This window comes from Bradyrhizobium manausense (assembly GCF_018131105.1).
Lineage (GTDB): Bacteria > Pseudomonadota > Alphaproteobacteria > Rhizobiales > Xanthobacteraceae > Bradyrhizobium > Bradyrhizobium manausense_B.
On record NZ_JAFCJI010000001.1, the window covers coordinates 3,789,087 to 3,800,713 of the forward strand.

At 64.0% G+C, this 11,627-nt stretch carries 13 protein-coding genes; 6 read left to right on the forward strand and 7 right to left on the reverse strand.

The features are described from left to right. Positions 1-4: 4 nt before the first annotated feature. Positions 5-979 carry a Bug family tripartite tricarboxylate transporter substrate binding protein gene (locus JQ631_RS18085; protein ID WP_212328031.1) on the reverse strand — a complete coding sequence of 325 codons (975 nt, stop codon included), beginning with the start codon at positions 977-979 and terminating at the stop codon, positions 5-7. 142 nt (positions 980-1,121) lie between these two features. Here JQ631_RS18085 and JQ631_RS18090 point away from each other — a divergent pair, with 142 nt between their 5' ends. Beyond that, positions 1,122-1,532, forward strand: a complete 411-nt coding sequence (locus JQ631_RS18090; RefSeq protein WP_212328032.1) for a VOC family protein — start codon at positions 1,122-1,124, stop codon at positions 1,530-1,532. A gap of 52 nt (positions 1,533-1,584) precedes the next feature. Here the strand turns inward: JQ631_RS18090 and JQ631_RS18095 are convergent, their stop codons facing one another. The 3 genes from JQ631_RS18095 to JQ631_RS18105 form a co-directional block, all read right to left on the reverse strand. Next, positions 1,585-2,679, reverse strand: coding sequence for an HD-GYP domain-containing protein (locus JQ631_RS18095; RefSeq protein WP_212328033.1), 1,095 nt, complete (start codon positions 2,677-2,679; stop codon positions 1,585-1,587). A gap of 250 nt (positions 2,680-2,929) precedes the next feature. After that, positions 2,930-5,215: a xanthine dehydrogenase family protein molybdopterin-binding subunit gene (locus JQ631_RS18100; protein WP_212328034.1), complete on the reverse strand. Its 2,286-nt coding sequence runs from the start codon at positions 5,213-5,215 to the stop codon at positions 2,930-2,932. After that, entirely contained in the window at positions 5,212-5,703 is a 492-nt protein-coding gene (locus JQ631_RS18105; protein WP_212235719.1) for a (2Fe-2S)-binding protein, read from the reverse strand. The genes JQ631_RS18100 and JQ631_RS18105 overlap by 4 nt, the downstream gene beginning before the upstream one ends. A gap of 537 nt (positions 5,704-6,240) precedes the next feature. Here JQ631_RS18105 and JQ631_RS18110 point away from each other — a divergent pair. The 4 genes from JQ631_RS18110 to JQ631_RS18125 all read left to right on the forward strand — a co-directional run bounded on the left by JQ631_RS18110 (position 6,241) and on the right by JQ631_RS18125 (position 8,737). After that, positions 6,241-7,005: an alpha/beta fold hydrolase gene (locus JQ631_RS18110; protein WP_212328035.1), complete on the forward strand. Its 765-nt coding sequence runs from the start codon at positions 6,241-6,243 to the stop codon at positions 7,003-7,005. 26 nt (positions 7,006-7,031) lie between these two features. After that, positions 7,032-7,373 carry a hypothetical protein gene (locus JQ631_RS18115; RefSeq protein WP_212328644.1) on the forward strand — a complete coding sequence of 114 codons (342 nt, stop codon included), beginning with the start codon at positions 7,032-7,034 and terminating at the stop codon, positions 7,371-7,373. Positions 7,374-7,448: 75 nt separating this feature from the next. After that, a complete protein-coding gene (locus JQ631_RS18120) occupies positions 7,449-8,120 on the forward strand; it encodes a dienelactone hydrolase family protein (RefSeq protein ID WP_212328036.1) in 672 nt (223 codons plus the stop codon). A 134-nt stretch (positions 8,121-8,254) separates the two neighbouring features. Next, complete coding sequence (locus tag JQ631_RS18125; RefSeq protein ID WP_212328037.1) at positions 8,255-8,737, forward strand: hypothetical protein; 483 nt, start codon at positions 8,255-8,257, stop codon at positions 8,735-8,737. Between the two features lie 61 nt (positions 8,738-8,798). On the opposite strand, the gene JQ631_RS18130 is transcribed toward JQ631_RS18125, so the two are convergent. The 3 genes from JQ631_RS18130 to JQ631_RS18140 all read right to left on the reverse strand — a co-directional run bounded on the left by JQ631_RS18130 (position 8,799) and on the right by JQ631_RS18140 (position 10,842). Beyond that, on the reverse strand, positions 8,799-9,506 hold the full coding sequence (locus JQ631_RS18130) for a polysaccharide biosynthesis/export family protein (protein ID WP_212328038.1): 708 nt from the start codon (positions 9,504-9,506) through the stop codon (positions 8,799-8,801). A gap of 208 nt (positions 9,507-9,714) precedes the next feature. Beyond that, entirely contained in the window at positions 9,715-10,371 is a 657-nt protein-coding gene (gene msrA / locus JQ631_RS18135) for a peptide-methionine (S)-S-oxide reductase MsrA (RefSeq protein ID WP_212328039.1), read from the reverse strand. Positions 10,372-10,524: 153 nt separating this feature from the next. Continuing rightward, the gene (locus tag JQ631_RS18140; protein ID WP_212328040.1) at positions 10,525-10,842 is read right to left on the reverse strand and encodes a hypothetical protein; all 318 of its coding nucleotides are present in this window, start codon (positions 10,840-10,842) and stop codon (positions 10,525-10,527) included. Positions 10,843-11,230: 388 nt separating this feature from the next. On the opposite strand from JQ631_RS18140, the gene rpsT reads away from it, so the two are divergent. After that, positions 11,231-11,497 (forward strand): 30S ribosomal protein S20, encoded by a 267-nt coding sequence (gene rpsT / locus JQ631_RS18145; protein WP_212328041.1) that lies wholly within the window; start codon positions 11,231-11,233, stop codon positions 11,495-11,497. Positions 11,498-11,627: the final 130 nt, after the last annotated feature.

Sequence of the window (11,627 nt, forward strand, 5' to 3'; positions counted from 1 at the left end):
ATCGCTACTCGACCTTGAGACCGGCGAACTCGACGACCTTCTTCCACTTCGCAGTCTCGGCCTCGACCTCCTTGCCGAACGCTTCAGGCGTCTCGACCAGCGGATCGCCGCCCAGCTCGACCAGACGCTTGGTCATGTCGGGCTCCTTCAAGAGCGTGTTGATCTCGTTGTTGAGCTTGGCGATCATGTCCTTGGGCATGTTCTTCGGCGCGCCCATGCCGAACAGGGCGCTCGCCTCATAGCCCTTCACGGTTTCGCCGATTGCGGGCACGTCGGGCAGCTGCGGTGAACGCTCGGCCGTGGTGACGCCGAGCGCGCGAAGCGAGCCGGAGCGGATGTGCTGGATGATCGAGGGCATGTTGTCGAAGATCACCTGCACCTGGCCGCCGAGCATGTCGGTGATCGCGGGCGCGGCACCACGATAGGGCACGTGCTGCATCTTGCAGCCGGTCATCGCCATGAACATCTCGCCGGACAGATGCACCGAGGTGCCGTTGCCGGAAGAGGCCATGTTCACCTTGCCCGGATTGGCCTTCACGTAGTCGATGAACTCGGCGACGGTCTTGGCCGGGACGTCCTTGTTGACGGTCATCACGTTGGGCACGCGCTGGAAGCCGGCGATCGGCGCGATGTCGCGGACAAAGTTGAACTTGAGGTTCGCGTAGAGCGTGGAGTTGATGTAGTTGGCCGGATTGACCAGCAGCACGGTGTAGCCGTCCGGCTCGGCGTTGACGACGGATTCGGTGGCGATGTTGTTGCCGGCGCCCGGCTTGTTCTCGATCACGAATTGCTGGCCGAGCCGTTCCGACAGCCGCTGGCCAATCAGGCGGGCGAGAATGTCGGTGGCGCCGCCCGGTGGATAACCGACCACGAACTTCACCGGCCGGGACGGATAATCCGCTGCAAAGGCCTTCGACAGCGGACCGGCTGCAAGCGGGGTGGCGGCGAGCAGGCCGAGCGCGGAACGGCGGGTGATCATCTCAAGGGTTCTCCCAGGTGTTGTTCTTCAAAGCGTGTTGTTCTTGAAAGGCAGTTGTCTTGATCGTGGCGTCAGCGGCGTTGTAACAAAGCCTGCCCGCTGCGGAAAGTGCGCAGGTTTCGTGACGACGAAAGGATAAGGCATGCCGGTTAGGGTTCACGCCCTCGATCACCTCGTGATCAACGTCGCCGACGTCGCTGTCACCACCGAGTGGTACCGCAAAATCCTTGGCATGGAAGTCAAGGTGTTCGACCCCGGCGGCGGCAAAGCGCCGCGGACCTCGCTTCAATTCGGTCAACAGAAGATCAATGTCCGGCCGCGCGACGCCGACAAGGTGGAGTGGTTCACCGCCGACCACCAGACCGCCGGCAGCGAGGATCTGTGCTTTCTCACGGCGTCAACACCCGACGAGGTGGTGGCGCATCTGAAGGCACATGGCGTCGCGATCGAGGAGGGCCCGGCTGCGAAGCAAGGTGCCCGCGGCACGTTGCGCTCGGTCTATTGCCGGGATCCGGATGGCAGCCTGATCGAAATTTCCTCGTACGAAGATTAGCGCCGAGATCGGTGCCACACGGCAGCTGCCGTGGGTAACGGAGAACCTGGTCTCAGAACGACCCCAGCGCCACCGGGCGGAACGCCTGCAGCAACTGCTGGTCCAGCTTGCCGCCCATGCCTTCCATCATCGTGAAGGCACGCTCGTGCGTGAAGGGCATGCGGTAGGCGCGCTTCTCGACCAGGGCCGCGTAGATGTCGACGATCGTCGTCAGGCGCACGATGTCGCTGATCTGGTTCGACGACAGGCCGTTGGGATAGCCGCTGCCGTCGAGGAATTCGTGGTGATGCAGGACCACGTCGAGCATCTCCGGCGGGAAACCGCCCTGCTCTGCGAGCGCGTCATAGCCGCGGCGCGGATGCTGGCGGACTTCGGCCATCTCCTCGTCGGAGAGCTTGCCGGGCTTGTCGAGCAGATTGGACGGAACGAAGGCCTTGCCGACATCGTGCAGCAGCGCCGCACGCGTCAGACGGCGCTGGTCGTCCTCGCGCATGCCGAGATGCTGCGCGAAGGCGACGGCGAAGCCGGTGACGAACAGGCAGTGCCGATAGCTGCCGACATGATGACAGCCGACCGTTGTGAGCCATTCGCGCAGCGAGGAGTGCTTGATCGCCTTCAAGATCTTGTTCTCGGCGGCGATGACGTCGTCGAAGGTCAGGGCCACGCCGAGCGGCAGCTTCTCGAACATCTTTGCCAGCACCGCATGGGCCGCCTCGACGCCGCGGTTGAGCGTCTTGCCGCGATCGGTCGCGTCATAGGTCGCGGTGTCGGGGAACGCGGCGCGGATGCGCTGGAGGATAGCCTCGGGCTGCAACGGTCGCGAGATCGTGTCGGTGGCGCCAAGCGCCCAGGCCTGCATGGTGCCGTGATGCAGCGCATCGGCGAGCACGAACAGCCGCGGCATCGAACGATAGCCTTCGCCGCGCAGCTTGTTGCGCACCCGCTGCACGCTTTCGGGCGAGCGCAGGTTGATATCGACCACGAGGCCGGAGAGATCGCGCGACGGCTGCTCGGGGATGTCCTGTGTCGTCACCGTCGAGACATCGCCGACGGCCTTCAGGATGCTGGCGAGCTCGGTGCTCGCATCGCTCCGGTCGGAGGCGAGCAGAAGCCGGCGTTTGGCGGCGGATTTGACTGGCGCGTTCATGGCTTCCCCAAAAGCACGGGAGTGTCTTCGCTCAGCCTAAGCCGGATCAGGTTCTCCGGCCCTTAAGAGGCGTGCTCAACGGAACCTGTCGGAATTGCACGCAATTTTACGGGTCGGGTTGCCCCAAACGACGAAAACAACCCCATGCGCAGTAGACCTACCATTGATAACACTGACTTTTTTGCCAACAAAAAGTCCGCCGGAGGTGCCCCGCCGGCGGACTTCTCAGCTCACAACTTCAAGCCGCAACTTAGGCCTTCATCGCCCCCTTCACGGCTTCCGCCGTGATCGGCAGCGCCCGGACGCGGGCGCCGGAGGCGTTGAAGATGGCGTTGCCGATGGCGGGAGCGACGACCGTCACCGCCGGCTCGCCGACGCCGGTGGCCTTCTCGCCATTGGCGATCACGGCGACCGCGACCTCCGGCATCTGGCTCATCCGCAAGGGCGTGTAGCTATCGAAGTTGGTCTGCTCGATGCCACCGTCCTTCAGCGTCGCCTTCTCGTACAAGGCCAGCGACAGGCCCCACAGTGCCGCACCCTCGACCTGGGCACGGATGTTGTCGGGATGCACCTGCGTGCCGACATCGGTTGCGACCGTGAGCTTCTTCACGGTCACCTCGCCCGAGGGCGCGACGGCCACATGCGCGACGCAAGCGGTCCAGCTTGCGGTCGCACGTTCCTGCGACGACACGCAGGCCACGCCCATGCCTTCGCCCTTCGGCAGCTTCTTGGTGCCGTAGCCGGCGAGGCCCATCGCGGCGAGCAACGTATTGCGCAGCCGCTGCGCGCCGCCGTCGTTCTTGCCGGCACCGTCGAGCAGCGAGATGCGGTACTGCGCCGGATCCTTGCCGGCTGCAGCAGCGATCTCGTCGATCATGCTTTCGACCGCCCAGAAGGTCCAACCCGGAGCCACCGAGCGGAGCTGACCCGACGGGGTGGCGTTGTGCGCCATCTCGTTCTTGATCGCGCGCACATTGTGGTTCGGCACGGTGTAGAAGAAGTCCGAACCATTCACCGTGAACGCATCGAGCGGGCCCTTCTTGTCGACCGAAGGCGACAGGAAGTCGGGGATGCCCCAGCGCTGGGTCGGCCAGGCCGAGACGACGTCGTGGCTGAGTGCCACGAGCTTGCCGTCGCCGTCCATGCCGGCTTTCACTTTCTGGTAGGTGAGCGGACGCGAGAAATCCATCGTCATGTCGTTCTCGCGCGTATAGATCACCTTCACCGGCTTGCCGACGGCCTTGGCCGCCTGCACCGCCGGCACCATCATGTCAGCGTCGAGCCTGCGGCCGAAGCCGCCGCCGAGCCACATCTGGTGCATCACCACGAACTTCGGATCGATCCCGGCGGCACCGGCCGCAATTGCGCCGGAGCGCGTCGCGAACTGGTTGCCGGAATAGATGTGCAGGATGTCGCCCTTGAACTCAGCAGTGGCGTTCATCGGCTCCATCGGCGCGTGGATGTTGATGCTGGTGGTGTATTCCGCCTCCAGCACCTTCGCCGCTGAGCCGAGGGCTGCTCCGACATCGCCGTCCTTGACGAAGAACTGGCCGGAATCGTCGAGCTTCTGAAGCCGCTTGGCTTCATCGAGCAGCGACTGGCTGGACAGCTTTGCGTTCGGGCCGCCGTCATAGCTGACCTTCAGCGCCGCCGCCGCCTTCTTGGCGTTGGCGTAGGTGTTGGCGACAGCAACCACCCATCCCGTCGTCGTCTGGGTCTTGTCGTCGAGGGTGACGGCCTTGATGAAGCCCGGCACCTTCTTCGCGTCGCTGTCGTCGACCGATTTCACGGTGGCGCCGTAGCGCACCGGCGGTGTCACCACCGCACCATAGGCCATGCCGGGAATCATCACGTCCATGCCGTACTTGGCCGTGCCGTTGGTCTTGGAGGGGATGTCGACCTGCGGCACAGACACCCCGATCATGGTGTACTGATCCGGCGTCTTCAGCTTGATCGCCTTCAACTCGTCGGGCGTGAAGGTTTTCGTCGCCTTGCCGCCCTTGACGACGTCGGCGAACGACATGTGTTTCTTCGACTTCGCGTGCGAGATCACGGAATCGCGCACCACGAGCTCGCTTGCCGGCACGCCCATGGATGCGGCCGCGCCTTCCGTCAATGCCATGCGTCCGGCCGCGCCGGCCCGGCTCATTGCGTCGAAGTTCATCATGGTCGACCAGCTGCCGCCGGTGATCTGCGCACCGAGGACCGGGTCGTTGAACTTCGGATCGTTGGAGGCGAGGTTGACCCGCATGTCGCTCCACTTCGCGCCCAGCTCCTCGCAGACGATCTGCGCCATGGTGGAGGCGATGTGCTGGCCCATGTCGGCCTTGCCGCACGTGACGGTGACCAGGCCGTCCGGCGAGATCGCGTACCAGACGCTCGGCTCGAAATTGGCCGGCGCTGCGGCGAGCGCTTCACCGATGCCGGGCACGCCGGCATAGCCGAGCACGAGGCCGGTGGCTGCCGTGCCGACCAGGAAGGAGCGGCGGCTGAGATCCGTCGTCTCGGGTGTGACGTTCTTCACGTGCTTGTTCATGTGGGCCTCCGGTCGTTGCCGGCGGCGGATGCGGTGCGCATCTCGGTAGCCGCACGCATGATTGCCTTCTGGATCCGCGAATAGGTCATGCAACGGCAGAGATTGCCGTCCATGTGCGCCACGACCTCTTCCTTGGTCGGGTTGGAATTCTTCGCCAGCAGCGAAGCCGCCTGCATGATCTGCCCGGACTGGCAGTAACCGCATTGCGGCACCTGCTCGGCAATCCATGCCTTCTGCAAGGGATGATCACCCTTCGCGGATAGGCCTTCGATGGTGGTGATCTTCTTGCCGGCGACGTCGCCGACCATGGTCTGGCAAGAGCGCACGGCTTCGCCGTTGACGTGCACGGTGCAGGCACCGCACAGGCCGGCACCGCATCCGAATTTCGTACCGGTCATCTGCAATTGTTCGCGGATGGCCCAAAGGAGCGGCGTGTCGTTTGCCGCATCCACGGACATACTCCGCCCGTTGATCGTGAGCGTTGGCATAGGCGTCTTCCCCTGCCGGTGCATGAAGCCGCTTACGGCGGCAACTTGTGTAGCGGACGCCCACCGGGTCGGCGGCCGCCTTGCGCGAAGAATGATCGGGTTCGCGCGCGGAGGCAAATGCAATTTGGAATCGATCGAAACTATCTCGGCATCTGCCTGTTGTGCATTGCGACAACTGCGCTGACGTTAGCGACTGAACGCAACAAGCAGCACGTTGGATGTGCCCGTCATCGCGTCGAGGCAGTTTCTTCGAGGTAACTTGGAGGGCTAAGGTTTAACCGCGAGCGCGGACTTCCTTCTCCCCTTGTGGGAGAAGGTGGCGTAGGCGGCCTTCGGTCGCCGTTCTAAAAAAGGGACGCCGAAGCAAAGCTTCGGCTACGGCGCCGGATGAGGGGTATCTCTCCAGTCGCAACACCTGTCGTAAGGATAGATACCCCTCACCCGGCTTCGCTTCGCGAAGCCACCCTCTCCCACAAGGGGAGAGGGTACACTGTCATCGTGGTGCGACGAAAACGAGAAAAAGAAAGGGCGGAAGCAATGCCAAAGATCGATCGGGATGGCGTCGGCATCTACTACGAGGTTCACGGCGACGGGCCGCCGCTGCTGCTCACCCACGGCTACTCGTCGACCTCGGCGATGTGGCATGGCCAGATCGATGCGCTCGCACGCGACCACCGGCTGATCCTGTGGGACATGCGCGGCCACGGCCAGTCCGATTATCCTGACGATGCCAAAGCCTATAGCGAGGCGCTGACGGTCGGCGACATCGCGGCGATCCTCGATGCCGTCGGCGCCACCAGCGCCATCATCGGCGGTCTCTCGCTCGGCGGCTACATGTCGCTCGCGTTCTATCGCACCCATCCCTCACGCACACGCGCGCTGCTGATCATCGACACCGGTCCGGGCTTCAAGAAGGATGACCCGCGCGAGGCGTGGAATGCGCGCGCGCTTGCCACCGCCGACAAGCTCGATCGCGAAGGTCTCGACGTGCTGAAAGCCGCGACCCGTGAGCGCGCCACCGCCAGCCATCGCAACGCCAAGGGCCTCGCGCTCGCCGCGCGCGGCATGCTGACCCAGCGCGATGCCGCGGTGATGGAGTTGCTGCCAGATATCAAGGTGCCCAGCCTGATCGTGGTCGGCGCCGACGACACGCCGTTCCTGGCGGCGTCGGACTACATGGCGGCAAAAATCCCCGGCGCACAAAAGGTCGTGATCCCCGCGGCCGGACACGCCGTCAACATCGATCAGCCCAAGGCTTTTGTTGACGCCGTGGTGCCTTTCCTGAAGAACTTGCCGGCATAGGCGGTCAAACAGGGATCATCATGACCATGAAGCGGGCACTGGTGGCTGCGGGCGCAGCGCTTCTCTCGATGGCGGCGTCCGCACAGGCCGAACCCTTCGGCACGGTGCCGCTGCGCCGTCCCTTCGTCGACACCTTGTCGAACAACACGCCGCTGGCGTTCGGGATGGATGCGGACCAGACCGCGCACGCGCTCGGACAACCCTTGCAATATGTCAAGGGACGTCGCGGCAACGAGATCTATCTCGCGCTTCGCGACATCGGCGGCAGTGGCCTGGTGCCGTACCGCCACCGCCTGTTCCTGCAATTCCGTCATGGACGCCTGGCAGGATGGAAAGAGGATTACGGCGAGAACTGGATGTGGGAATAAGGGCTCTCCATGTCGCAACGAGTTTGCTGAACGAGCGGTAGCTCAATCAACGACGAAACAAGAAGGACAACCCGCGTGGGACAAGACATCAAACTGACGGCGTCGGACAATTTCCAGCTCGGTGCCTATCGCGCTGATCCCTCGGGCAGCCCGAAGGGCGCGGTGGTGGTGATCCAGGAGATTTTTGGCGTCAATCATCACATCCGCTCGGTCTGCGACCGCCTCGCGGGCGAAGGCTATGTCGCGATCGCGCCGTCGATCTTCGACCGCACCTCGCCGGGCTTCCAGTCGGGCTACACGCCCGACGAGATTGCGGAAGCGCGGAAGTTCGTCGCCAATCCGGATTGGGAGGCAATGCTGCGCGACACGCAGGCTGCGATCGATGCGGTGAAGAATGTCGGCCCGGTCGGCATCATCGGCTTCTGCCTCGGCGGCAGCATCGCCTTCGTCGCGGCAACGCGGCTGTCTGGCCTCAAGGCCGCGATCGGCTATTACGGCGGCGCCGTCGTGCGCTTCGCGGACGAGAAGCCGAAAGTGCCGACGCAGCTGCATTTCGGCGAGAAGGATCAGGGCATTCCCCTCACCGACGTCGAGACCGTCAAGGCGAAGCGGCCCGATGTCGAGGTCTTCGTCTATCCCGGCGCCCAGCACGGTTTCCATTGCGACGAGCGGCCGAGCTACGACAAGGCCAGCTCCGACGTCGCCTGGCCGCGCAGCATGGAATTCTTTGCGAAGCATTTGAAATAGCCCGCACCGTCATTCCGGGGCGCGCGTAGCGCGAACCCGGAATGACGAAAGAGGAGAGCAGGAATCGGGTGGCTGCATCGTGGCGCGCGGCGATAGAGCTGGCTGATCAAGCCAGGTCACGCCGGGAGAGCGTCATGCAGCAGGTCAACACGAACATCGTCATCCGCAACCCGTTCGGCACCATGGACGTTCCGGCGCCCGGCGATGCCGAAGTCATGCACTATGCCATATCGGCTTCGCTTGCCGGCGATGCCGCCGACGGCAATGCGGCGCATTGGGCGTCCATCCCTGTCATCTCCGATCCGCTCGACGGCGTCTGGGCGAGCCGCTGGAACGGCGGCGCCGATCCGACCATTGCCGGGGATACACCCGAGACATGGAAACAGGGCCGCGCAGAGGTCCGTGTCATCGGCGAGCGGATTTATCTGCGGTTTGATTGGGACAACGGCCGACGCCACGGGCTGATCGACGCTGTGCGCGAGAGCGGCAATGGCCTGATCGGGAAGTACATCAACCTGACCAACCCCGCGATCATGCGGCCGTGGATCGGGCGCGTGATCGACGCCACGCGCATCGACGGATGCTTCCCGAACGGGCGGCTCGATTTCAGGCGGTAGTTACTCTCGTCATTCCGGGACGCGCCGCGACGCGGTGCGGGCTCGGAATGACAACAAAAAGCTAGAACCAGCGCTCGCCGACGAACACGGTGTCGCCGGGGCTGACGGGTGTGCCAAGCGGCACCGTGGCGCGCATGGAGCCGCCTGCTTCCGTGTGGGTGACGGTGACCACGTCGCGTTTGGCGCGCGGCGAGAAACCGCCGGCGATCGCGACGGCGCTCTCGACCGTCATGTTCGGCACGTACGGGTATTGGCCTGGCGCTGCGACTTCGCCGAGGATGAAGAACGGACGATAGGAGTCGATCTCCACGGCGACGGAAGGCTCGCGGATATAGCCGTTGCGCAGGCGCGCGGCGATTTCACCGGCGAGCCCCGCCGTGGTGCGGCCACGCGCCGGCACCGCGCCGATCAGCGGCATGGTGATGGAGCCGCCGGCATCGATGGCGTAGCTGTTGGTGAGACCTTCCTGGCCGTAGACCACGACACGCAGCTTGTCGCCGGCATCGAGGTGATAGGAGGAGTCGTAGCGCACGGGCGCAGCCATCACCGGTCCGCCATAGGCAACCGGCACGGGTGCGGGACCCGCGGCAAAAGAACTGGCGAGCGCATCGATGGCGCCGCCGCCGCTGTTGGCAACGACAACGGGCGGCGGTGCGCTGTAGGGCTGGCCATAGGCCATGGTGTCGAGATCGGGGCGGGGCTGCACCATCGCGACGGGACCGACGGTCTGCATGCAGCCGCCCAGGGTCAGCGCGGCGGACGCTGCCATGATCGACCATCGAAACGCGCGCAGAACCCGCACCGGACCATCCCTACAACCGAGACAGCCCCAGTGATGCACCGGTTATGGTTAATAAAAGGTTGAGGGGAGCCTGCGCGACGGTCGTAGCATCGTTGGAAGCGCCCGATTTACGCAGACGTTCCCCCCACCGTCATGCCCGGGCTTGTCCCGGGCATGACGAGAGAACGCGACTAGTCTACGCGATCACGCCAACACCGATCGGGCACGACACGCCGGTGCCGCCGAGGCCGCAATAGCCGGCGGGATTCTTCGCCAGATATTGCTGGTGATAGTCCTCGGCGAAATAGAACGCGCCGGCGGGTGCGATCTCGGTGGTGATGGCTCCCAGGCCCTTTGCGCCGAGCGCCTTCTGATAGAGTGCCTTCGAGGCGTCGGCGGCCTGCTTCTGCGCATCGGAATACGTATAGATCGCACTCCGATATTGCGTGCCGACATCGTTGCCCTGACGCATGCCCTGCGTCGGGTTGTGGCTCTCCCAGAACGTCTTCAGCAGCTTCTCATAGGAGATCTTCCTGGGATCGAAAACGACCAGCACCACTTCGGTATGGCCGGTGCGTCCGGAGCAGGTCTCTTCATAGGTCGGGTTCGGCGTGTGGCCGCCCGCATAACCGACGGCGGTCGCATGGATTCCGTCGCCGAGCTCCCAGAACTTTCGCTCGGCGCCCCAGAAGCAGCCGAGCCCGAACACGGCCTGCTCGAGGCCTGCGGGATAAGGCGGCTGCAACTTCGCACCGTTGACGAAATGGATGCTCGCGGTGGGAATGGCTTGCGCACGGCCGGGCAGCGCGTCGGCTGCATCAGGCAATGCGGTGGTCTTGCGCATGAACAGCATGATCGGATCTCCGGGAAAACGAGCTGTTCGTCGCCTGAACCGGAAGCTCAGGCGGCGTGCTCGCGATCGAGTGGGAATATAGGTGTTTACGCAGCGACGGGCAGCGTTGTTACGGCGCCCCGCATCTCGAGCTCAATCCCGGGAATTGAAAGATCAATCCCGGGAATAGCCGATCAGCGGCTTGCGCGGGCGGAACAGGATCATCAGCAGAATGCCGAGGAGGCCGAGGACGGCGAAAACCGGCTGGTCCAGCACCAGGCGGATCACCGAGGTCCAGAGCCAGGGCGCCTTGGCCTCGACCCAGGTCCGGAAGGCGGACTGGCTGGCCTGGTTGATGTCGTTCCAGAACTGGCCGAACCGGGTGAAGTGCAGGGTCTGGTCGGCCACCCAGCGGGCGCCGTCATAGACCATGAAGAAAAACCCGCCGGCCAGCAGCAGCAAGCCAATCAGTCGGAAAAAGCCGCGGATCATGCCCCACCCTATATGGTCACCCGATCGGACGACCCGAAGAACGCCGTCTGCCAATAGCCGGGAGACGGCAGAAATTCAACCTCATCAGGGCGTTACGGCCCCCGCGGCGCGCCCTTTGGGCCTGCTTTTCCAGTCCCTAAAGCGTTGACGGTGCCAAAGACCCCCTCTATAAGGGCGCCAACTGGCGGTGGGCGCAATCCTGCCGCCGCTGTTCTTTGAGCAGTTGCAGGCTCTTTTGGGGCCTCAGAGATAGCCGCAAGGCTTTTCGCTCATGTTCCGGGAACGGCCCAGCAATCGAACACCCTAAATCCGAGCGTCGATTCCGCGGTCAAGCAGCCGGCGCTACCCGACCAAGACGCGACCGGTACCGCATAAGGATATTGAGACCATGGCCAATACCACTTCCGCCAAGAAAGCGACGCGCAAGATCGCCCGTCGCACCGCCGTCAACAAGTCGCGCCGCACCCAGATGCGCGGTGCCGTCCGCATCGTCGAGGAAGCCATCGCGACCGGCGACCGCGCCGCCGCGCTGAAGGCGATGGCGAACGCAGAGCCCGCGCTGATGCAGGCCGCCCAGCGCAACATCGTTCACAAGAACAACGCCAGCCGCAAAGTCTCGCGCCTCACCGCGCAGATCGCCAAGCTCGCCAAGTAAGCTCGCTAAGTAAGCTTGCCAAGCAAGTTCGCGAAGTAAGTCCGCGAAGCAGGTTCTTGGCGCGAGACCGATCTCTTCATTCGATCGGTTGAAGCGAGCATCGCATTGGTCAATCAGCCCGGCTTTCACG

What these genes read in the sequence shown, in the direction of transcription:
- JQ631_RS18105 (WP_212235719.1), bottom strand. Translation starts at nt 5,703, where the DNA reads ATGCCAACGCTCACGATCAACGGGCGGAGTATGTCCGTGGATGCGGCA.
- JQ631_RS18115 (WP_212328644.1), top strand. Translation starts at nt 7,032, where the DNA reads ATGAAGCGGGCACTGGTGGCTGCGGGCGCAGCGCTTCTCTCGATGGCG.
- JQ631_RS18100 (WP_212328034.1), bottom strand. Translation starts at nt 5,215, where the DNA reads ATGAACAAGCACGTGAAGAACGTCACACCCGAGACGACGGATCTCAGC.
- JQ631_RS18090 (WP_212328032.1), top strand. Translation starts at nt 1,122, where the DNA reads ATGCCGGTTAGGGTTCACGCCCTCGATCACCTCGTGATCAACGTCGCC.
- JQ631_RS18125 (WP_212328037.1), top strand. Translation starts at nt 8,255, where the DNA reads ATGCAGCAGGTCAACACGAACATCGTCATCCGCAACCCGTTCGGCACC.
- rpsT (WP_212328041.1), top strand. Translation starts at nt 11,231, where the DNA reads ATGGCCAATACCACTTCCGCCAAGAAAGCGACGCGCAAGATCGCCCGT.
- JQ631_RS18130 (WP_212328038.1), bottom strand. Translation starts at nt 9,506, where the DNA reads ATGGCAGCGTCCGCCGCGCTGACCCTGGGCGGCTGCATGCAGACCGTC.
- JQ631_RS18140 (WP_212328040.1), bottom strand. Translation starts at nt 10,842, where the DNA reads ATGATCCGCGGCTTTTTCCGACTGATTGGCTTGCTGCTGCTGGCCGGC.
- JQ631_RS18085 (WP_212328031.1), bottom strand. Translation starts at nt 979, where the DNA reads ATGATCACCCGCCGTTCCGCGCTCGGCCTGCTCGCCGCCACCCCGCTT.
- JQ631_RS18110 (WP_212328035.1), top strand. Translation starts at nt 6,241, where the DNA reads ATGCCAAAGATCGATCGGGATGGCGTCGGCATCTACTACGAGGTTCAC.
- msrA (WP_212328039.1), bottom strand. Translation starts at nt 10,371, where the DNA reads ATGCTGTTCATGCGCAAGACCACCGCATTGCCTGATGCAGCCGACGCG.
- JQ631_RS18095 (WP_212328033.1), bottom strand. Translation starts at nt 2,679, where the DNA reads ATGAACGCGCCAGTCAAATCCGCCGCCAAACGCCGGCTTCTGCTCGCC.